The organism is Phytohabitans rumicis (assembly GCF_011764445.1).
In the GTDB taxonomy this organism is placed as follows: domain Bacteria; phylum Actinomycetota; class Actinomycetes; order Mycobacteriales; family Micromonosporaceae; genus Phytohabitans; species Phytohabitans rumicis.
In genome coordinates, this window is record NZ_BLPG01000001.1 from 7,212,053 (window position 1) to 7,230,205 (window position 18,153).

General features: G+C 69.4%; 17 protein-coding genes and 2 pseudogenes. 7 read left to right on the plus strand and 12 right to left on the minus strand.

All coding sequences use genetic code 11. The annotated features are described in order from the left end of the window. Nucleotides 1-105: 105 nt before the first annotated feature. Nucleotides 106-633, minus strand: a complete 528-nt coding sequence (locus tag Prum_RS32920; protein WP_173079992.1) for a hypothetical protein — start codon at nucleotides 631-633, stop codon at nucleotides 106-108. Between the two features lie 307 nt (nucleotides 634-940). Between Prum_RS32920 and Prum_RS32925 the strand changes: the two are divergent. The 3 genes and pseudogenes from Prum_RS32925 to Prum_RS32935 all read left to right on the plus strand — a co-directional run. Further along, a pseudogene (locus Prum_RS32925) lies at nucleotides 941-1,364 on the plus strand (SAM-dependent methyltransferase); the annotation flags it as partial. A 93-nt stretch (nucleotides 1,365-1,457) separates the two neighbouring features. Further along, nucleotides 1,458-1,961, plus strand: a complete 504-nt coding sequence (locus Prum_RS32930; protein WP_173079851.1) for a winged helix-turn-helix domain-containing protein — start codon at nucleotides 1,458-1,460, stop codon at nucleotides 1,959-1,961. Next, nucleotides 1,928-2,521: a transposase gene (locus Prum_RS32935; protein ID WP_173079808.1), complete on the plus strand. Its 594-nt coding sequence runs from the start codon at nucleotides 1,928-1,930 to the stop codon at nucleotides 2,519-2,521. The genes Prum_RS32930 and Prum_RS32935 overlap by 34 nt, the downstream gene beginning before the upstream one ends. 273 nt (nucleotides 2,522-2,794) lie before the next feature. Here the strand turns inward: Prum_RS32935 and Prum_RS32940 are convergent. After that, nucleotides 2,795-3,974 (minus strand): annotated as a pseudogene (locus Prum_RS32940) (IS3 family transposase). Between Prum_RS32940 and Prum_RS32945 the strand changes: the two are divergent. Genes Prum_RS32945 through Prum_RS32950 form a run of 3 tightly spaced genes read left to right on the plus strand, consistent with a single transcriptional unit; the run spans nucleotide 3,973 to nucleotide 5,734 of the window. After that, a complete protein-coding gene (locus Prum_RS32945; protein ID WP_246278242.1) occupies nucleotides 3,973-5,115 on the plus strand; it encodes an IS4 family transposase in 1,143 nt (380 codons plus the stop codon). The pseudogene Prum_RS32940 and the gene Prum_RS32945 overlap by 2 nt on opposite strands. Further along, nucleotides 5,112-5,315 (plus strand): hypothetical protein, encoded by a 204-nt coding sequence (locus Prum_RS49875; protein WP_218577437.1) that lies wholly within the window; start codon nucleotides 5,112-5,114, stop codon nucleotides 5,313-5,315. Before Prum_RS32945 ends, Prum_RS49875 begins: the two co-directional genes overlap by 4 nt. Before the next feature lie 44 nt (nucleotides 5,316-5,359). Next, the gene (locus tag Prum_RS32950) at nucleotides 5,360-5,734 is read left to right on the plus strand and encodes an SAM-dependent methyltransferase (protein WP_281369137.1); all 375 of its coding nucleotides are present in this window, start codon (nucleotides 5,360-5,362) and stop codon (nucleotides 5,732-5,734) included. A 205-nt stretch (nucleotides 5,735-5,939) separates the two neighbouring features. Here Prum_RS32950 and Prum_RS32955 read toward each other — a convergent pair whose 3' ends face one another. After that, nucleotides 5,940-6,761, minus strand: coding sequence for an AcrVA2 family anti-CRISPR protein (locus Prum_RS32955; protein WP_173079994.1), 822 nt, complete (start codon nucleotides 6,759-6,761; stop codon nucleotides 5,940-5,942). 826 nt (nucleotides 6,762-7,587) lie between these two features. Here Prum_RS32955 and Prum_RS32960 point away from each other — a divergent pair. Continuing rightward, nucleotides 7,588-8,586 (plus strand): hypothetical protein, encoded by a 999-nt coding sequence (locus Prum_RS32960; protein ID WP_173079995.1) that lies wholly within the window; start codon nucleotides 7,588-7,590, stop codon nucleotides 8,584-8,586. A gap of 107 nt (nucleotides 8,587-8,693) precedes the next feature. Here the strand turns inward: Prum_RS32960 and Prum_RS32965 are convergent, their stop codons facing one another. The 9 genes from Prum_RS32965 to Prum_RS33005 form a co-directional block, all read right to left on the minus strand. Then, nucleotides 8,694-8,906, minus strand: a complete 213-nt coding sequence (locus Prum_RS32965; RefSeq protein WP_173079996.1) for a hypothetical protein — start codon at nucleotides 8,904-8,906, stop codon at nucleotides 8,694-8,696. A 32-nt stretch (nucleotides 8,907-8,938) separates the two neighbouring features. After that, nucleotides 8,939-9,241 (minus strand): hypothetical protein, encoded by a 303-nt coding sequence (locus Prum_RS32970; protein WP_173079997.1) that lies wholly within the window; start codon nucleotides 9,239-9,241, stop codon nucleotides 8,939-8,941. 318 nt (nucleotides 9,242-9,559) lie between these two features. After that, nucleotides 9,560-10,477: a replication-relaxation family protein gene (locus tag Prum_RS32975; RefSeq protein WP_173079998.1), complete on the minus strand. Its 918-nt coding sequence runs from the start codon at nucleotides 10,475-10,477 to the stop codon at nucleotides 9,560-9,562. A 193-nt stretch (nucleotides 10,478-10,670) separates the two neighbouring features. After that, a complete protein-coding gene (locus tag Prum_RS32980) occupies nucleotides 10,671-13,253 on the minus strand; it encodes a type IV secretion system DNA-binding domain-containing protein (protein WP_246278243.1) in 2,583 nt (860 codons plus the stop codon). Between the two features lie 47 nt (nucleotides 13,254-13,300). Beyond that, nucleotides 13,301-15,100 (minus strand): VirB4 family type IV secretion system protein, encoded by a 1,800-nt coding sequence (locus Prum_RS32985; protein ID WP_246278244.1) that lies wholly within the window; start codon nucleotides 15,098-15,100, stop codon nucleotides 13,301-13,303. Beyond that, entirely contained in the window at nucleotides 15,100-16,041 is a 942-nt protein-coding gene (locus Prum_RS32990; protein ID WP_173079999.1) for a PrgI family protein, read from the minus strand. The genes Prum_RS32985 and Prum_RS32990 overlap by 1 nt, the downstream gene beginning before the upstream one ends. Continuing rightward, nucleotides 16,034-16,216: a hypothetical protein gene (locus Prum_RS32995; RefSeq protein WP_173080000.1), complete on the minus strand. Its 183-nt coding sequence runs from the start codon at nucleotides 16,214-16,216 to the stop codon at nucleotides 16,034-16,036. The genes Prum_RS32990 and Prum_RS32995 overlap by 8 nt, the downstream gene beginning before the upstream one ends. A 15-nt stretch (nucleotides 16,217-16,231) precedes the next feature. After that, the gene (locus Prum_RS33000; protein WP_173080001.1) at nucleotides 16,232-17,797 is read right to left on the minus strand and encodes a hypothetical protein; all 1,566 of its coding nucleotides are present in this window, start codon (nucleotides 17,795-17,797) and stop codon (nucleotides 16,232-16,234) included. Between the two features lies 1 nt (nucleotide 17,798). Continuing rightward, nucleotides 17,799-18,125 carry a hypothetical protein gene (locus tag Prum_RS33005; protein ID WP_173080002.1) on the minus strand — a complete coding sequence of 109 codons (327 nt, stop codon included), beginning with the start codon at nucleotides 18,123-18,125 and terminating at the stop codon, nucleotides 17,799-17,801. Nucleotides 18,126-18,153: the final 28 nt, after the last annotated feature.

Below are 18,153 nucleotides of genomic sequence, written 5' to 3' on the forward strand. Positions count from 1 at the left end.
CCTGCGCTGTTGGCCAGTTTCGCGGCCGCAGGCGGGCGAGCTGTTGACTGCTGTTGGGTTGCGGGGAGAGCCCTTTGCCGGGGTAGCGGCGCCGTGCCCGGCGGGCTAGACCGTGACCGCGATGACCACGTGGTCAGCCGGTAGCGCCTGGAGCAGTTCGTTGGCCACGTGCAGGAACTCCAATCGAGCCAGCGGGCTCGTGTTCGCTGGATACAGCGGCGGGCCGTCGACGATGATGACGGCGTCGCCGACCAGCCGGTGTAGGGCCTGGTGGGTCAGGAATGCCTCTTTGCCGGCATCCAGCAGCGCCTGCTGCACTGGCCCGGGCCGGTCTGCCGGGTGCGGGTTGGACCAGGCCTGGTAGCGGGCGAGGGCATCGCGGTAGCCGTGCGCGCGGATCGCGTCCAGGTTCAGCAGGCCGACCGGGCCGCCGGCGCACCGCACCGGCTGCGTCGGTATCGGCTCGATCAACGCGTCGGTGCTGGCCCCGGGGCGGGCCAGCAGGCGGGGCACGGCCCGCATGTCCTCGTCGAACAGCACAGCGAGTAGGGCGGGCCAGTCGTCGGTGAAGTCGCCGGGCACGCAGCAGGTGGCGCTGCGCACGGCCAGACCGTCAGCAGTGGTGATCGGCACGTTCGTCCTCCAGCAGAGTGGGGCCAGGCGGGATTGCCGGGGCCACTCGACACCCGCCGGCCTGACGCGGCCGGTCGAGCACCGCACAGCACCGGATCAGCCAACACGCCAGCCGGACCGGACCGGAAACGGAACGGCGTGGCACCTCTTCGCTGGACAACGCGGGCAGGCGGCGCATGCCCGAACTCGACAGCGACGTTCCGCAAGGGGCATGGTGTGGCCGGGCGTGGTCCACTCACGACGGTGCGGGCACTATGATCAGCCCCATGTCGCCGTCGATGCCGGACGCAGCCAGCTGGGGCACCCGATGACCGGTAGCACCGGGGGCCCGGACCTGTCGTCCCGGCTCGATACCGCCATCCCACATAGCGCCCGGATCTGGAACTACTGGCTGGGCGGCAAGGACAACTTCGCCGCCGACCGGGAAGTCGGCGACAAGGTCAAACAGGTCGACCCCGACGTGGTCGACGTCGCCGGTCGCCTCGAGGGCGTTTCTTGGCCGGGTCGTGCGGTTCCTGGCTGGGGAGGTCGGCATCCGCCAGTTCCTCGACCTCGGCACCGGCCTGCCCACCGCCGACAACACCCACCAGGTGGCCCAGCAGGTCGCACCAGAATCCAGGATCGTGTACGTCGACAACGATCCGCTGGTGCTGGTCCACGCCCGGGCGCTGCTCACCAGCAGCCCGGAGGGGGTGACCGACTACGTCGACGCGGACGTCCGCGACCCGGACTAGAGACCTTTCGGGGTGGAGGTTTGTCGTCTGTCCACAATGCTTCTTCCGGGTGATCGCTTTCTGTGGGTTTGTCCGCTTGGGTTGATGGTCATGAGGTACGGCGACGGCGGCGGGCTCAACCAGGCGGCACGGGTGCGGCGTGAACAGGTCCGCAGGCGGGCCGCGGACCTGTTCGCCCAGGGTGTGGGGCCGGTCGAGGTCGCCAAACGGTTAGAGGTGTCGGAAAAGTCGGCGTACGTGTGGCGGCGTGCCTGGCAGGCCGGTGGTGTGCAGGCGTTGGCGTCCAAGGGCGCATCGGGGCCGGATCCGAAACTGTCCGACGCACAACTGGCCAAGCTGAAGGCCCGGCTGGAACAAGGCCCGGCCGCGGCCGGCTACGACGAGGACCAACGCTGGACGTTGGCGCGGGTCGCGGCGTTGATCGGCCTGATGTTCAAGGTCCGGGTCAGTGTGACCACGACCTGGGAGGCGATGCGGCGGATCGGGTTCAGCCCGCAACTGCCGACCCAGCGGGCGATCGAGCGGGACGAGCAAGCCATCGCCCGCTGGCGCCGATATCAGTGGCCGGCGGTAAAAGACTCGCGGGCAGGCTGAACGCCTGGATCTGTTTCGCCGACGAAGCCGGCCAAACTCTTCACCCCGCCAAGGCGACCACCTGGGCCCCACGCGGCCACACCCCGGTCGTCAAGGTCACCGCCAAAGGCAACGTCCGGGTATCGATAGCCGGGCTGGTCTGCTACCGGCCCGGCCACCCCAGCCGGCTGATCTACCGCACCCGCACCTACCGCGGCCGCAAGACCGACCCGAAAGGGTTCCGGGAACCCGACTTCGCCGACCTGCTGGACGCCGCCCACCGACAACTCGGCGCACCGATCGTGTTGGTTTGGGACCGGTTAGCAGGGCACAAGTCCGCGCGGATGCGTGAGTTGATCGCCGGCCGGCCCTGGCTCAGGGTCTACCTGCTGCCCGGCTACGCCCCCGAGCTCAACCCGGTCGAGAAGGTCTGGTCGGTGATGAAACGCAGCCTGGCCAACCTCCCCGCCACCACCGCCACCGCACTGACCACCGCGGTGAAGAACCGCCTCAAACGCATGCAATACCGTGCAGGCATCATCGACGGCTACCTCACCGCCACCGGACTATCCCCACCCTGACCCCGAAAGGTCTCTAGATCCAAGGCCCTGTAGTTAAGGTCCTGGGCTGGGCTGTCAAGGGGTGTGTTGGTTCCGGGTATGGCAACGGGACTCATCGATGATCTGGTTTCGACCAAGAAATCGGATCTTGAGGAGTCCCGTTGGAGGGTCAGTCTGTCATCGTTCGGAGGATCGCGGTTGCGGCGGGGGTGTTCGCGCCGGGGCATCTGGGTGAGCTGACCCAGATCGTGCCGTTTGAGCTTCCCCCGTAGGCCGGACACCCGAGGTGTGGGGTCAACGGTCGTGATCAGACGGGGTGTGGAGTTTCTCGAACTCGATGGGACTGCGCATTCCGAGGCTGGAATGGCGTCTTACCGGGTTGTACCAGCATTCTATCCATTCGAAGATAGCGTTGGCAAGCTCGTCGCGGGTCTTCCATTTCTTGCGGTCGAGTACCTCTAGTTGTAGAGTTCCCCAGAAGGATTCCATCATGGCGTTGTCGTAGCAGTCGCCGACGGTACCCATCGAGCCGAGCAGACCGGTTTTCCGCAGACGCTGACCGAAGTCCCATGATGTGTATTGGGTGCCGTGATCGGAATGCAGAATCGTTTCCTGCCGGGCTGGTGGGCGGCGGACGATCGCCATCGACAACGCGTCCAGGACCAGCTCGGTACGAAGATGATCGGCCATGGAGTAGCCGATGATCCGCCGACTGTAGGCGTCCATGACCGCGGCGCAGTACAGCTTGCCCTCCTCGGTAGGGTGTTCGGTGATGTCGGTCAGCCACAACCGGTTCGGCGCGTCCACATCGAACTGTCGGTTGACCAGGTCCGCCGACGGCGTGGCCTGCGGGTCACGGACGGTGCACCAGGACCGGCGCCGGTAGTACAGGCCCTGGATGCCCGCCGACCGCATCAGCCGGGCCACCCGTTTCTCATTCACGTGCAGGCCCACGCCGAGGGTCAACTCAGCGTGTACCCGGGCGACCCGTACGTTTTCTTCCGCGGATCAGCGTGGATTTTCTCGATGTACCGCAGCAGCATCTCGTTCTCCTGCTCCCGCGCCGATACCGGCCGATCCTTCCATTCGTAAAATCCGGAGCGGGACACACCCAGCACTCGGCAGGCCACCGCGACGTCGATGCCGTCATCGGCGAGTTCTCGGACCAACCCGAACGCTACTTTGGGAGCACATTCTCCCGGGCGAAGTAAGCAGCCGCCCGCTTGAGAATCTCATTCTCCACCTCAAGCTGCCGGTTACGGCGGCGCAGCTCGGCCAACTCCTTCTTCTCCGCACTGCTCAACCGACCCGCACCGCCGCCGCCGGCGTCGTCGACGTCGGCCTGGGCCATCCAGTTACGCAGACACGACTCGCTGATACCCAAATCCTTCGCCAACATCGCGACCGGTTTGTCGCCGGTCCGGGCCAACTGCACGGCTCGCTGGCGGAACTCTGCAGGGTGTGGGGCAGGCATGAGACGACATCCTTCCTGGAAGCCGCCGTCCACCTCACCTCAGGTGTCCGGAGAACCGGGGGAAGCTCAGTTCGAGATGGTCGATGCGGCGTTGGCCGCGACCGATACGGTGCGGCGGCGTACTCGGCAGTTGCCTGCTCGGGTGGTGGTGTATCTGTTGCTGGCTGGGTGTCTGTTCGCCGAGGTGGGCTATCGGCAGGTGTGGCACAAGCTGACCGCGGGCCTGGCCGGGCTGGTGGTGGCTGGTCCGTCTGAGAACGCGATGTGGCAGGCCCGGACACGGCTGGGTGTGGCGCCGTTACGGTGGTTGTTCGACCTGCTGCGCGGCCCGGCTGGCCCGGCCGGCACGGCGGGGGTGTTCTGGTGCCGGCTGCTGGTCTGCGCGATCGACGGCACCACGCTGGATGTTCCGGATGCTGCTCGTAGCCGGTCGGTGTATGCCAAGCATCGCTGTAACCACGGCGGTTCGGGGTATCCGCTGGTGCGGTTGGTGGCGTTGGTGGCTTGCGGCTCCCGCACTGTCATCGATGCGGTGTTCGGCCCCACCAGTATCGGGGAGGGCGGTTACACACGTCGGTTGGCCCGGAGCCTGCACGCGGGGATGATCGTGCTGTTGGATCGCGGCTTCGACGACGCCAAGCTGCTGGAAGTCCTCGCCGGCACCAAGGCGCATCTGCTGGTCCGGCTCAAGAACAACCGCAAGCTGCCGGTCCTACGGCGCTACCGGGACGGCTCGGTGCTGTCCCAGATCGGCAAAGTCCAGGTCCGGGTCGTCGAAGCCGAGATCACCATCGCCACCACCGCGGGCCGCCGCACCGGCCGCTACCGGCTGGCCACCACCCTGCTGGACCACCAGCGGTATCCGGCCTGCGCGCTGGTCACCCTCTACCACCAGCGGTGGGAGATCGAAACGGTCTACCTCGAGCTGAAATCCAGCATTCTCGGCGGTCGCGTGCTGCGTGCCCGCACCCCGCCGGGATCGCTCAGGAGATCTACGCCCTGCTCGTCTGCTACCAGGTCCTGCGTACCGCGATCGTGGACGCGATCACCGCCCACGGCGGCGATGTCGATCCCGACCGCGGCAGCTTCACCACCGCCCTGGCCACAGCCCGCGACCAGGTCATCCTGGCCGCGGGCGTGATCGCGGACACCGTCATCGATCTGATCGGCGTCATCGGCCAGCGCGTACTGGCCAACCTGATGCCCGACCGGCGCCTACGCCTGAGCCCCCGAATCGTCAAACGCGCAATCTCCAAATACCAAGCAAGAGGCCCGAACATCGACCGGCGCAGCTACCAAGCCACCCTCAACATCAACGTCCTCACCCCACCCCGACCTTGACAAACAGAGCCTGGACCTTAACTACAGGGCCTTGGTACTAGATCCTGCGCGCCGCGGCCCGCACCCTGGACTTCACCCAGCCGGTCGCGGTGATGATGCTGGACATCCTGGGCAACGTCGCTGACAGCGACCAGCCCGGCCCCGCACAGATCGTGGACCGGTTCAGCAGCGCGATACCGTCGGGCAGTTATCTCGTGCTAAACGACAGCGTGGTCACGCCCGAGACCGTCGACGCTGTGCAGACCGCCCGACGCGGCGGCGCCGACTACCACCTACGCACACCGGAACAACTCGCCGGTTTCCTCGACGGCTTGGAGACTGTCGAGCCGGGCGTCGTGCCGACACCATTGTGGCGGCCCGAACCAGGCAGCAGGCCAGCCGCCCTGAACGTCTACTGCGGCGTGGCACGCCGACCATGACCGGCTTGCTTGACTGAGTCGAAGCCGCAGGGTTTGCACCGACCGGATCCTTGCCGTCATGGACGTTGGACGAGGTCCGGCATTGCGTTGGGCCATGCACGAGTCGTTGCCAAGCGGCCGTCAAAGCTAGGGCGGCGGCCACCGGCGGCCCGCGGCTGCGGAACGCCGGGGTCATGGGTGGGCCGGATCCCTGCGACAGTCTTTCTTATATGACCGGCGAGGATCCGAGGTCGGTGGCTTCGGCCAGCCCTATTGGCTGTAGCCAACTGCCCACGTTGACCGGTCGCGGATGGGTGATCGTGGTCATATTGGCCGCTGTGCCGGCCTGTCCAGGCAGCGGATGTCGGCCTCCGGTCGTGCCAAGTACCCGATCAGCGAAATGTAGGCGTCGAGCCGGTCGGCGAACTGCGCGATCGTGACGTCGAGATCGGCGTCGCGTGCGTTCTGCCCGGGGACGAAATCCCTCGGCCCGGCCGCTGTGGCCAGCGCTGTGGCGCGGAAATCGGCGAAGGCCCTCGGTGAGGCTGGGTCGGTCCAGGTAGACCGGGATCGGCAGGAGCCGACCATCGACGTCGACCAGCAGTCTTAACTCGGGTCGTCCGGTGTTGACGTCGTACTCCAGGTGGGCCCACAACCCGTACGATCGATCGGCGTTTTCCCCGGCGACGTAGACGCACCAGTGCGGCAGCGTCTCGAACTGGTCCAGCTCCAGGTGGTCGGGCATTTGCGACAGAAGCCGGTCCATCAGCGACGGTTCGACCAGATAAACCGCGCGCGAGAAACGCCACGCGTACAGCGCCGATATCACCGCGCTCGGCGCCGGGCCTTCCGGGCCCGTCGGCCCCATGATGCTGGCGGCGCCGGCCATTGGCAACAGACACCAGTCTGGCCACTGCGCTGGCGGATGACGACCCTGGTAGTCCATCGTGTTCCAGGCGTCCGGCCAACGCGTCAGGATTTCCTTCTCGAGTCTGTCTGCCCGGGCGTGGGCGGCCCTTGCTATGACCCGGTCTGGTGTCCCAGTCATCAAGGACAGCATCGCACACACTCGGCGGCCGACCGCAGGCAGCGCGGACGCTGGTGACCAGGGGGTGAAACGTTGGCGTCACCATTGTTCACGGCTATCCCTACGGCGTGCGGGCGCATGCGGCGAGCCGGAGCGCAGCCACCATGGTGTGCGCAGCCTCGCGACCCGTGGAAAGGGAGCGGGCAAGCCAAGGTCACGCTATGGCATAAGTCAGCTGCCCTCTTCTGTTCGGCGAGGCAAGTCGGTTGCGCCGGCAACGGATCGTCGCGGCCAACCGGCCAGGTGGCGGGTGGGCTCGATGCGACCGGGGCCGGTGTGACCGGGCGATGCGGGTTCGTTCACTGTGTGTATGAGCTTCGACCCTACCTGGCCCACCCAACAGCAGTTGATCATGTTGTTGGTGGCCGCCCGACCTGGGGTGACCTGGCTTGTTGGCTGATTAGAGGGGCTGTTGGCGCCGCGGCGGCGGGCGGCAGGTAAACCGCTCGTTGGCTGCTGTTGGCCGCCAGACGGTAGATGTTGGCTGCCGACCCGTTGGCCGTTGGCCGGGTCGCGGGCGCCGCCACGACCCGTGCCCGGACGGCGACAACCTGTGGCTTGCGGCGGGCCGGCTGGCAACGATCGCGCCGGGCATAGTAACGGCACGTTCTACGGAACGTACCGTTATCCGCTCGCAAAGCGAATGGTGTCCACGAGGGATGCGCAACGGGGCGAGTTGCCGATACCGTGTCCGCGTTCGGGGCAGGGTGTGAGTCGCCCGTGCTTTCGCAGGGCGCCCACCGGAAGTAAGGGCACCTTGATTAGATCTTGCTGACGCGGGAGATACGTGTCAACGCAGAAGCGCAAGATACGTTCGCGTCAATACTGGTTGCGCCGACGAACCGACACTTCGCGGCCCGGTCGTGATTCGACCGAAAAGCCGGGCGCGCACGGGATCCGGCTTAGCGCGTTTACCGCGTTCGTTGGCGCGTTGGCGGTTGCCGCTGCGGGCTTCCTATTCGCCGCTGGTCTGGATTTCGGGCGCCACGTGTGGGAGGCGATACGCGCCGACGATCCGGTACGAGTGTTCGCTGTTGTGGAGCGCGACCAGCAGGTGCAAGGCGAAACCTGGGTGTTTGCCGATGCCCTTGCCCCCAGTCCGCAGGAGGAGCAGCTGCTCGCGGCGGCTTCGGACCGCATCGACGAGTTCCGGACATGGGCCCGCAGAAACGGTGGCACAGACGCCGAACTCACGATCGTGAAGCTCGTGGTCGAAGGGCGAAGTGCCAATTCCGTTCGGGTCATCGGGATGCGGGCGCTGATCGACGGGCCCCGCGGTGAACCGCTGCGTGGCACACTGCTGCACGCCGGGCCGGAGCAGGGCTCGGACATCACGCAAGTCGGCCTCGGCCTCGACCTCGACCTCGACCTCGACCTCGACCTCGACCTCGACCTCGACGAGAATGATCCAGTAGCGCGGACGGTCAGTGAAGAGGGCGACCCACGCGCTGACAACTACTTCGGCGCGCCCTACTTCGGCGCCCGGCAGACCAAGACGCTCTCTCGTGGCGAGCAGGAGGTATTCCAGATTACGGCCCGTACGCTCAGGAGTTCTATCCAGTGGCACATCGTGGTTACGCTGCTGGTTGATGGGCGTGAGGAGACCGTCGAGGTCCGACCCGTTGGTAGAAACCTGATGACCACCGCACTTCGGACCCATGGGCCGATGCCTCAGGCTGCCGGCGCGGTGAACTATCCCGAGTACCGGAGCCTGTACGTCTGGGATTTCATGCGGTCCCCGAACGGATTTGTACGTCGCGATCCAGGAACATTTTCGCGCGATTGACATCGGCTTGCGCGCACTTACCTGCTGCGAACCGCGCGCGGGCACCTCCTCAGTTGATGACAGGCAGCATGGCGCCGAGCCTGTCCGACGCGTCCCGCACGACAGTGCTAGTCGAGGTACGCGTCAACATCAAGTTCGTCCGAGGCGTAGTCCCAGTCGTCGCGTATACGGGCGCGATCGATGATTTCGTGGACGTATTCGTGGTAGTCGTCTTGGTCGTGGTAGTCGTCGTGCCACCGTTGTGGATCGCCGGTCTTTGCGCCGAACTGGTGGAGCTGCGCGAGGTCCTGGTGGAGCAGGTCTTGGACGGTTTCGTCCATGGCGTGGGTGGGGTGGGCGTGGACGGTGACGGTCAGGCGTAGGTCGCTGTGTACGACGGCGAGGGGCCGGGTCGGCTGCGGTGGGGTGGGTCGATGCCGTATCCGTCGGGGCAGCCGTCGAGCGTGGTCCACCGCATGCGGTCGGCCGCCTGCGCGAGCAGGGCGTCCAGCTGTGCGATGGCGGCGGCTGGGCCGGTGTCGATGCGGACCGGTGCGGCGACCGGCACGCGGAAGGCGGCCCGCCGCGGGCCGGACATTACGGGCAGGTGCTGTTCGGCGAGCAGTGTGTTGCCGGCGCGTAGGGTGAGTTCGCCGTGGTTGACCAGCGCGGCCACGCGGTCGGGGGTTGATGGTTCCCCGGACCCGGACGTGTTGGCAGAGGTTCGGTGAGCAGACAGCGGCCTGGTGGTGGCGAGGCAGTGGTGGCGCGACATTCGGTGCCTGGCGAGCATGACTTCTCCTCCGGTCGGTCGATTTAAGGCGGGGTTTCACTGGTGTGGTGCCATGGCATTGCCGACCCGTCGCGGGACCCGACGGCCGCCCAACCGGATGGCCGGGCGAAGCCGTACGGGACCTGTGGTTCGCGGGCGTGCGTGGTGTGACCTATTGGCCGGTCGCCGCGCGGGTGCGAGGACGCGGCGCGAGCGCGGCGGCTATGCGTCGCTGAGTGCGGCAAGCGGGTCCTGGTCTGGCGTAGGCGCCGCCGGGTTGAGCGGGCCAGCGGCGCCGTGATGGGCGGGAATGTCGGCCAGGTGCAGCCGGTGGCGGCCGTTGCCGTACAGCCGCCAGATGGGCCCGGCGGGGCTGTGGCCATTGACGGCGTCGCGGGCGGCGGTGGCGATGGTGATGCCCGGTGTCGGGCCGTCGGCGAGGCGGCGGTGCAGGTTCTGTTCCCGGGCGCGGGTGGGCAGCCAGAACAGCACCGGGTAGTGGGGTCCGCCTTCGCGGCGTAGCCGCCGGTAGCCGTCGAGCTTGCCGGTCAGCACGGGCAGCTTCTCGGTGCCGGTGTCGTACTCGAGGAAGAAGCCGACGCCGCCGTCGGGGTGGTTCCAGACACCGTGCCCGTCGGGGTGGACGCGGCGTCCGAAGGCGTCGACCGTGCGGCTTTCGGGCCACCAGCGAGCCAGCCGGTACTCCGGATGGGCGCGCGCATCGGCGATGAGGTCGGTGAAGAACTGGTTGACACCGATGAGGTGGCCCAGGTCGGGGCGCATCATGGCACGGTCTTTGCGTTCGTACACGGCGGCCGGGGTGGGTGGCTTCTCGGTTCGAGCCAGCGCGACCGAGCGGGCGGCGAGCAGCCCAGGGACCCAGTGCAGGGGTTCGGGCAGGCCGGGGCGGTGACGCAGGAACCGGTCCACCACGCCGAGGTGCCGCAGCGTGTGCAGCCGGTGCAGGCAGGTGGTGGGTGAGGTGAACAGCATGTCGGTCAGTTGTCGGGTGGTGAGGACCTGGTGGTCGACGAGGAGTTCGGCGATGGCGTAGTCGCGGGGTTGGAGCCGGCCGGAGATGTCAACGAGGGCGCGGCGCGTGGAGCGGAGAGTGGACCGTGGATCGTTTGGTGTGGACATAGGTTCCCCGGTAGGAGTGAGTCCCCCTGTAGGGACTGTTGGGATCGGATGGGTGCGGGCATGACAGCCTCCTAGCTGGGCTGTTGGGTTGGTGCGGGCCGGCGTAGGGTCGGCAGTTCGGTCACCATGGCTGCGCCGGGTCTAAGCCGGGCCTGGCACCGGGGCCAGGACTGGTGGCATCTGGCCGTGCTGGCTATCTACGGCGGGCCAACCGTTCAATGCCGGTAGGTCCGTCCGGGTCGGAGGCGGCGACGCGGGCCGTGCAGGCCTGCCGGATCGCGATGGCTTCGCCGACCGGCTCGGTCGGCGGCAGCGTGCGCAGCGTGAACGCCGGAGTGGGGCGGCCGGCGGCGACCAGCCGGGCGGCGGCGCGGTAAACGTCCATGTGGGACAGGTCGTGGGCGTCGAGTTCCGGCAGCGTGTGTTTGGCCAGATCGACCGCGTCCTCGGGCGCGACGTCGAAGAAGACCTTGTTGCGGGCGTTGGCCGACAAAGCGCGTTGGGTCTCGTTCGGCAGTTGGGCCAGGTTCTGGTGAGCGAGGACGAGGGAAAGGCGGTAGCCGCGGGCTTCGGCGAGCATGTCGTCGACCGAGCCGGGCAAATTGAGAAAATTGTGTGCCTCGTCGACGAAGACGGTGGCGTCCCGGCGCTGGTCTTCGGGTTGGCGGGCGCGGGCGGTGGCGGCCTGCCAGGCGGTGGACAGCACGAACGAGCCCATCACCCGGGCGGTGTCCTCACCCAGCTGACCCTTGGGCAGGCGGGCCAACACGATGCCGCCGGTGTTCAGCGCCTTGGCCATGTCGAAGGTGGAGGTGGCGGCGCCGAGGGTGTACTTCGGGAACGGGCGGGTCAGGATCAGCCGCAGCCGAGAGAGCACCGGGGCGATCATCTGGGCGCGTTGGGCGTGTGGGGTGGTTTCGAATGAGTCCCAGAACCCGCGCAAGCCCTCGGGGTCGTCGAGGTCGACGGTGAGTTGGGAGCGGAACTGTTTTTGCAGCAGCAGCGGGGAAATGTTGGTCAGGACAGGGTTCGCGTGCCGCATCAACGTGAGGCCGGCCATGCGGAAGATGTCATCCATCCGCGGACCCCAGAACCTCTGGAAGATCTTGGAGAAGATGGAGACGATGTTGTCCACGGCCAAGTCGGGGTCGTCACCCAATAGCGGGTTGAGCCGGTCCCCGACGCGCTGGTCGGGGTCGATCAGGATGACCCGGTCCGCCATGGACGCGGGGATGCGGTCGAGGACGTCGGTAACGAGGTCGCCTTTGGGGTCGATGACCACCACGGCCCGGCCGGCCAGAATGTCGGCCACGATCATCCGCACCAGCAGGGTGGATTTGCCGGTGCCGGTGGAGCCGATCACGTGCAGGTGATGCCGGGCGTCCGCGACCGCCAGGCCGACCGCGTGGCCGCCGACCTCGGCCCGGCCGAGGATCTTGACGTTGCGGCCGCCGGCCGGGACCTCGATCGGTGCCGGCATCGGCTTGGCCCGCGCGCGAAGCAGCCCCGGCACCGCGAGGTCGAGCGGCAGCCCGGCCAGGACGGCGAGTTCGTCGGTGGACAGCAGGAACCCGCCGCGCAGCGGCCGGGCGGCAAGCACCTGGGCGGGGTGGGGCATGGGCAGGCGGCGCAGTCGTTGCCGGGCGCCGCTGTAAACGCCGTAGGAACCGGCGATGCCGTGCGCGACCGTCTTGACCCGAGCGTGGAGGTTGGCGGCGGGCACCCGTCGGGGGTTGGTGTGCACGACGGCGTAGCGGATGCACGTCTGCCAGATCGGGCCGTCGACGAGCCTGTCCACCGCGGCCCGGATGTCCCGGTCCCGTTCCGGGTGGTCAACGTTGACCACCCGGCCGCCAGCCGGGCCTGGTGTGCGGTTGGCTGGCGCGGGCAGCACCGGGTCGAGCAGCGCACCCAGCCACCGGCCCGGGTTGAGCAGACCGGTCGGCGGGCGGCCGGCGCGGAGGGCGCCGACTGTGCGGCGCAGCCGGCGGACCTGATGCGGTGTGGCGGGCCGGGTTAGGACCTGCACGCAGGCGTGTTCGTGGTCGCCGAGCCCGCCGGCGGCGGTCAGCAGCGGCCGCAGCGGGTCGGTGTCGTGGTCGGTGCGGAGCGGCTGCCAGCCGGGCAGGGCCGGGACCAGCGCGCCACCCGCGGCGACCGCGGTCAGGGCTTTCGCCTTGTCACGGCAGGTGAACAGCCGACCAGCGGCGGTGCGCATGCCCCGGACCGTCGGACGGCTGCGGCCGGCTGGCTCGGCGGGTGTGCCAGGCTTCGGCGCGACGGTGCGGGCCGGTGGGGTCGGCACGGGCGGTGATGCCGCGGTGTCAACCGTGCAGGACGCGCCGGGCCAGGCCCCGACCGCGGCGGCCACGATCGGGCTGGTCGGGACGGTGCCAGGCACCCACAGGACGATCGACAACTGTCGGCCGGCCCACCGGTACTCCATGGCCACGTACGGGGTGCCGAAGATGAGCCGGCGCCACCAGACCGGGCGCAGGATCTCGGCCAGGGTCGCCCACCACACCGCCGCGCCTTCCGGCTGAACCTCCGGCGGTGGGGTGATGGTGACCTGGTGCGCGTGCCGGGCGAGGCGTTGGTGCCGCCACATCTGCACCCGCCCGTGCACCACGACCGTGGCGAAGAGTGCGGCGGCGGCGAGCAGCAGCAGCCAGGGCCGGTCCCGCAGCCACCAGGCCACCTGCCCGATTGCGTCGAGCCCCGGGTGGGACAAATCGTGGCGGTCTTGCCGCTGGGTACGGCCCGTCGGCGACGGCATCGGTGTCGGCCTAAGCCAGGCCTGATCCGTCCACACCAACAGCGGCGTCATGGCTGGCCGCCGTCAACGTCGCGGTCGCCGGTACACGCGGCATGCTCGACGGGGGAGCTGACCGCCTGGAACCCGACCCGGTGGCCGCCGGACAACAGCAGGCCTTCGCCGCGGCGGGCGGACAGCAGCAGCCGAGCCTCGCCGGTGGTCAGCCCGAACGCGGTGGCGATGTCGGTGATCGCGGAGGCGTCCTGGCGCAGCAGGATCTGGGTGGCCGAGTTGGCGACCACCGCCTGGCCGAGTTTGCTGTTGAGCACGTCGGCGGCGTCCTGGGTGATGACGGACAGGCCGGCGCGGCGTTTGCGGGCGGACTTGGCCAGGGTGCGCAGGAACGCCGCGCCGGCGTCGTCTTGCAGCAGTTTCCAGGCTTCGTCGACGATGACCAATTGGCGCAGGTCGTCGGCGACCGCCTGCGGGGCGGGGGTGTCGATCTGCCGCCAGATCGCGTCCAAGGCGAGCAGCATCGCCGGCGCTCGCTGTTCCTCGGACAGCTGCCGGGTGGACCACACGACCAGCCGCCCGTCGGGCATGGTGGTGGACGGGCCGTCGAAGAGGTCTTTGAGACTGCCCAACGTCCACGGCCGCAGCTGCGCCGCTAGCGACAGTGCCGGCGTGGTGCCGGCCGCTTCGAGCGCGGCGAGCACGTCGTGCAGCAGCGGCGCGGGCCTGGACCAGGTGGCCGGGTCGAGGTCGATGCCGGCCTGCTCGTACGCGGCCAGGATGGCGGCGTGGAGGGCGGCGCGGTCCGGGCTGGGCAGGTTGCCGTCGAGCATGACCGCGACCAGGGTGACGACGAACTGGACCCGCCGGTCGAACGCGGCCGGATGCCGGTCGCCGGGCGGGATATCGAGGGGGTTGATCCGCACCCCGGGGGCGCCGAGCTGGATGACCGTGCCGCCGACGGTGGCGGCGAGGCGGATGTACTCGTCTTCCGGGTCGATCACCTGGATCAGCACCTCGTCGATCAGGGAGCGAAGGATTTCCAGCTTGATGAAGTAGCTTTTGCCGGCGCCGCTTCGGGCCAGCACGATGCTGTTGTGGTTGTCGGCGTTCCAGCGGTCCCACCACACGACCCCGCCGGTGGAGGTGTTCAGCCCATACAGCACGCCGCCGTGGCGGGGTGGGTCGCCGGGTAGCGGGGCCGGCAGGTCAGCTGAGGCGAGTGGGAAGGCGCAGGCCAGCGAGTCGGAGTCGAAGACGCGGCGCATGCCGAGGCTGTCCACCCCGAGCGGCAGCCCGGAGGTCCAGCCCTGCAGCTGCCGCCAGGTGGCCGGGACGGTGTCCAACATGACGGAGGCGGCGATGGCCCGAACCTCGGCCACCGACTCGCCGAGCTCGTCCAGGGTGGGGGCGTGCACGACCAGGTAGATCCCGACCCGGAACAGGCGGGCGTCGCCGCGGGCGACCCGGTCGGCCAGGTCGGCCGCGTCGTCGGCGGATGCTTCGGTGTTCGGGTCGTGCAGCCGGCCGTGGTCGGCGTCGGCGCGGCGGACGGTTTCCAGCCGGGCCCGCTGCGCCCGCAGCCGGCCGGCGGCCACCGCCGCCGGGAGCGGTTCGATGTGCAGGGTCAGGTCGAGGCGGCCTGGCCAGGCCAGCAGCGGCTCCAGCCAGGCGGCGGACACTTCGGCCGGGTACTGGGTGACGATCAGGACGGCGGCGTAGCCGTCCCCGACCCGCAGGTGCCGTGCGGCGACCTGCACCGCGGCCGGGCCGAGGACCGCGGTCGCCGCGGCGGTGTCAGCGCCCTGGGTGGTCGGCGGGGCAGGACGTGGCCGGGCCAACCATGGAATCCGCATCACGGCCTCCACCCGTTGGTGGTGACCGGCTGGTCCGGCCGCGCCCGGCCCGGCCGCGGGTCGACACCGGCGTAGGGGTCCACCGCGGCGGCCAGGACGCCGGTGACGGTGCCGCCGCCCAGGACCCGGGTGGCGGCGCCGAGCGCCGACAAGGCGCCCGCGGTGTGTTCGGCCTGCCGCATGGCGTCGCGATCGGCGTGGCGGCCGGTCGCGGTGTGGGCGATGGTGACGGTGCGCCACAGCGGGTCGCGTTGCTCGGCCAGGTCGAGTAGGAAGCCGGCGTAGTCGCAGGCCGTGTCCGCGAGGGCCGGGTTGGGCAGGGCCTGCGCGGCGTCCAGGATCCGGTCGGCGTGGGCGGCCAGGTCGACGCGGCGGGTGGAGACCACGATCTGGGTCGGCCCGGACAGGCCGTGCAGCCAGCGGGCGAACCCGCCGAGCATGGCTGCCTGCTCCCCACCGGTGCGCAGTCCGATGTTCACGGTGGACACGGCGACCAGCGCGGCGTGGGTGTTGCCGCCTAGGTCGATCGCGCCGGCCTCGGTGATGGCGTGTGCGGGCAGCCGCAGTACCGCTGGCGCCGGATCGGTCGCGGCAGTGTTTGTGCCGGCGGGTGCCCAGTGCGGTGGGGCGGTGATCCCGGTGGCGGCGGGCACCAGCCGGCGCGGGGCGCGGGTGGCGCGCAGGGCGGCCAGCAGCCACCGGTCGAAGCTGAGCCCGTCGCGGCGGCCCAGGGCGAGCACCGCCGCGGCGGCGGTCAGCGGGATGAGGGCGGCGGCCAGGATCGGCGTGGGCAGCCGGCCGGCGCCGGCCCGCCAGATCAGGTATGCGGTTAGGGCGGCGGCGGCCAGGATGGTGACCTGCCGGGCGGTCAGCCCGTAGAGGATCTTGTCGGGGGCTTCGATGTCGGCGTGGATCTTCGCGCGGATCTCGGACTCAGACATCGGGGTGCTCCTTCTCCTCGGGTGGGTTGGTGGGCCAGCCGGTGCCGGTTGCCCGGCCAGGTGGCGGTGCGGTGGGTGGGTCGGTGGGCCAGCCAGTGCCGGCAGGCACCCGCGTGGCCTCGTTGCCGGTGTCGGCGCTGTTCCTGTCGGGCGTGGGCTGGTGGGTTCTGGGCATCGCCGGGTGGTCCTTTCAGCGGCTTCGGGGTGGTGTGGCGGCTGGTGGTGGGGCGCGCCAGCCGGCGGGCCTGGGCCATTTCGGTTGGGTGTCCGGCCACAGCTGAGGTCGGTCCCGCGGCCGGGTGCGGACTGGTCGGTCGGGTAGGGCCGGCCAGCCGGTGCCGGTGGCTGCCCGGCGCTGCGGGGGCACGACGCCAGCCGGCGTCGGCGCGGTGGCCCGGATGGGTTCGCCCGAGACGATCAGCGGCGACCCGTGGGTGGAGGCGGTCAGGGTGGCCGGGACGGCGCGTTGGTAGGCCAGTGCGGTGGACGGCTGCGGGCCGTGGATCGGCTCGGCCGGCCAGCCGGTGGCCGAGCCGGTGTACGCCCAGGGGCGCGACCACCGGGACGGCTTGCGCGGCATCGCGGTGGCCGGAGTGACGTGCGCCGGCACGACCGGTATCGCTCGCGCGGCCGCGGTACCGCCCTCGGCCGAGCCGGCAGTTGCGGCGCCGGCCGAAACGTGACTGGTGTTGGCCGCCGACGTGCGCGCCGAGCGGGGCCGGAGCCGGGTGGGTCGGATCCGCGTATGAGTGGTGCGGGGCAGCCGGCCGGTTCCGCCGCGCGGAAATCGGATGGTCTTGCCGCCGGCGGCCGCTGCGGCGCCGGCTCGTCCGCCGCCCCACAGTCCGCCGGTCACGGCCCGGGTCACCTGCTGCACGACCGCAACCCGCAGGATCATCCCGAGCACGTTGCTGCCACCGCGGCTGTGGGTGACGTACTGGCGGATCAGGCTGGGGATCTTCGCGACCGCGTACAGGATGCAGGCGATGACGAAGAGGTTGAAAACCTCGGTCGGGTCATTGGGCAGCCCGAGCTGGTCGACCTGCGCGTCCGGGGAGAAGTAGATGACCGCGGCGGTGTGCAAGGCGATCGCCTGACCACCGACCGTGCCGAGGACGCCGAGGAAGGCCCGCCACCACAGTTGAGCAACCGGGTCGGTCCACGGGGTGGCGTGGCAGGCCAAGGCGAGCGGTGCGACGCCGACCAGGACGATGGCCAGCCCGAGCCGGAGGATCCAGCCGAGGATGATCCACATGGCCAGGCCAGCGATGGTCAGCGAGACGATGGTGGTGAACAGGCCGATCGCCGGGTTGGCCAGTGACCCTTCGACGATGCGCCGCATCTGGGAGAGGGATTCGTCGGAGGCGATGTCCTGCCCGGTGATCGCCCGGGTGACCGCGTTCCCGAAGGTGATCAACGCGTCGCAGATCGGCATGGCGAAGTTGGCGGCGACGAACCCGATCACCAGGCGTGGGGCCAGGTCGGTGAAGCCGTAGCGCATCTGGACGGTGCCGCGGGCCATCACGACCACGGCGACGGCGATGATCGCCAGGATGAAGCAGACGTTGACCACCGCCAGGGACCGGTCGTGGATGGCCTGGACCTGGGGCAGGGCGGTCACGTTCGGTACGACCAGCACGGTCGCGGCCAGCCAGCCCCAGACCGTGTTGATCACGTCAGCGGCGACACCGGCGAGCCACTTGACGACCTGGTCAAGCAGCACGTCGACGGCGATGCCCCACGGGATCCAGCCCATGTCAGATCTCGCCGAGGATCTGGCCGAGAATCCCGAGGAAGATCGGCGCCAAGATCACGCCGGCGTAACCGAGACCGGCGGCCTTGAAAGCGACCTTGGCGCGCTCGATCTGGGCGGTGTCGCCGCCGGCCATCATGTAGAGGGCCAGGCCAGCGGTGGCGAACAGGGTCGCGATCGCGAACGCGATCCCCGCGATCCATTTGGTCGCGTCGTCGATAACGACCTCGAGATCGGCGGTCGGGTCCTCGCCCGGTTCGGGCGCGGCCAGCACGACGGCGGTGGTGATAGCGGATGCGGCGCGGGCTGCGGTACGGATGATGCGGTTCATGACGGGGCACCTCCCGCCCCACCCACAG

Coding starts and splice junctions, on each gene's coding strand:
- Prum_RS32980 (WP_246278243.1), bottom strand. CDS start 13,253: ATGCCGTCGCCGACGGGCCGTACCCAGCGGCAAGACCGCCACGATTTG.
- Prum_RS33005 (WP_173080002.1), bottom strand. CDS start 18,125: ATGAACCGCATCATCCGTACCGCAGCCCGCGCCGCATCCGCTATCACC.
- Prum_RS32930 (WP_173079851.1), top strand. CDS start 1,458: ATGAGGTACGGCGACGGCGGCGGGCTCAACCAGGCGGCACGGGTGCGG.
- Prum_RS32995 (WP_173080000.1), bottom strand. CDS start 16,216: ATGCCCAGAACCCACCAGCCCACGCCCGACAGGAACAGCGCCGACACC.
- Prum_RS32985 (WP_246278244.1), bottom strand. CDS start 15,100: ATGCGGATTCCATGGTTGGCCCGGCCACGTCCTGCCCCGCCGACCACC.
- Prum_RS33000 (WP_173080001.1), bottom strand. CDS start 17,797: ATGGGCTGGATCCCGTGGGGCATCGCCGTCGACGTGCTGCTTGACCAG.
- Prum_RS32955 (WP_173079994.1), bottom strand. CDS start 6,761: ATGACTGGGACACCAGACCGGGTCATAGCAAGGGCCGCCCACGCCCGG.
- Prum_RS32945 (WP_246278242.1), top strand. CDS start 3,973: ATGAGACGACATCCTTCCTGGAAGCCGCCGTCCACCTCACCTCAGGTG.
- Prum_RS32975 (WP_173079998.1), bottom strand. CDS start 10,477: ATGTCCACACCAAACGATCCACGGTCCACTCTCCGCTCCACGCGCCGC.
- Prum_RS32990 (WP_173079999.1), bottom strand. CDS start 16,041: ATGTCTGAGTCCGAGATCCGCGCGAAGATCCACGCCGACATCGAAGCC.
- Prum_RS32965 (WP_173079996.1), bottom strand. CDS start 8,906: ATGGACGAAACCGTCCAAGACCTGCTCCACCAGGACCTCGCGCAGCTC.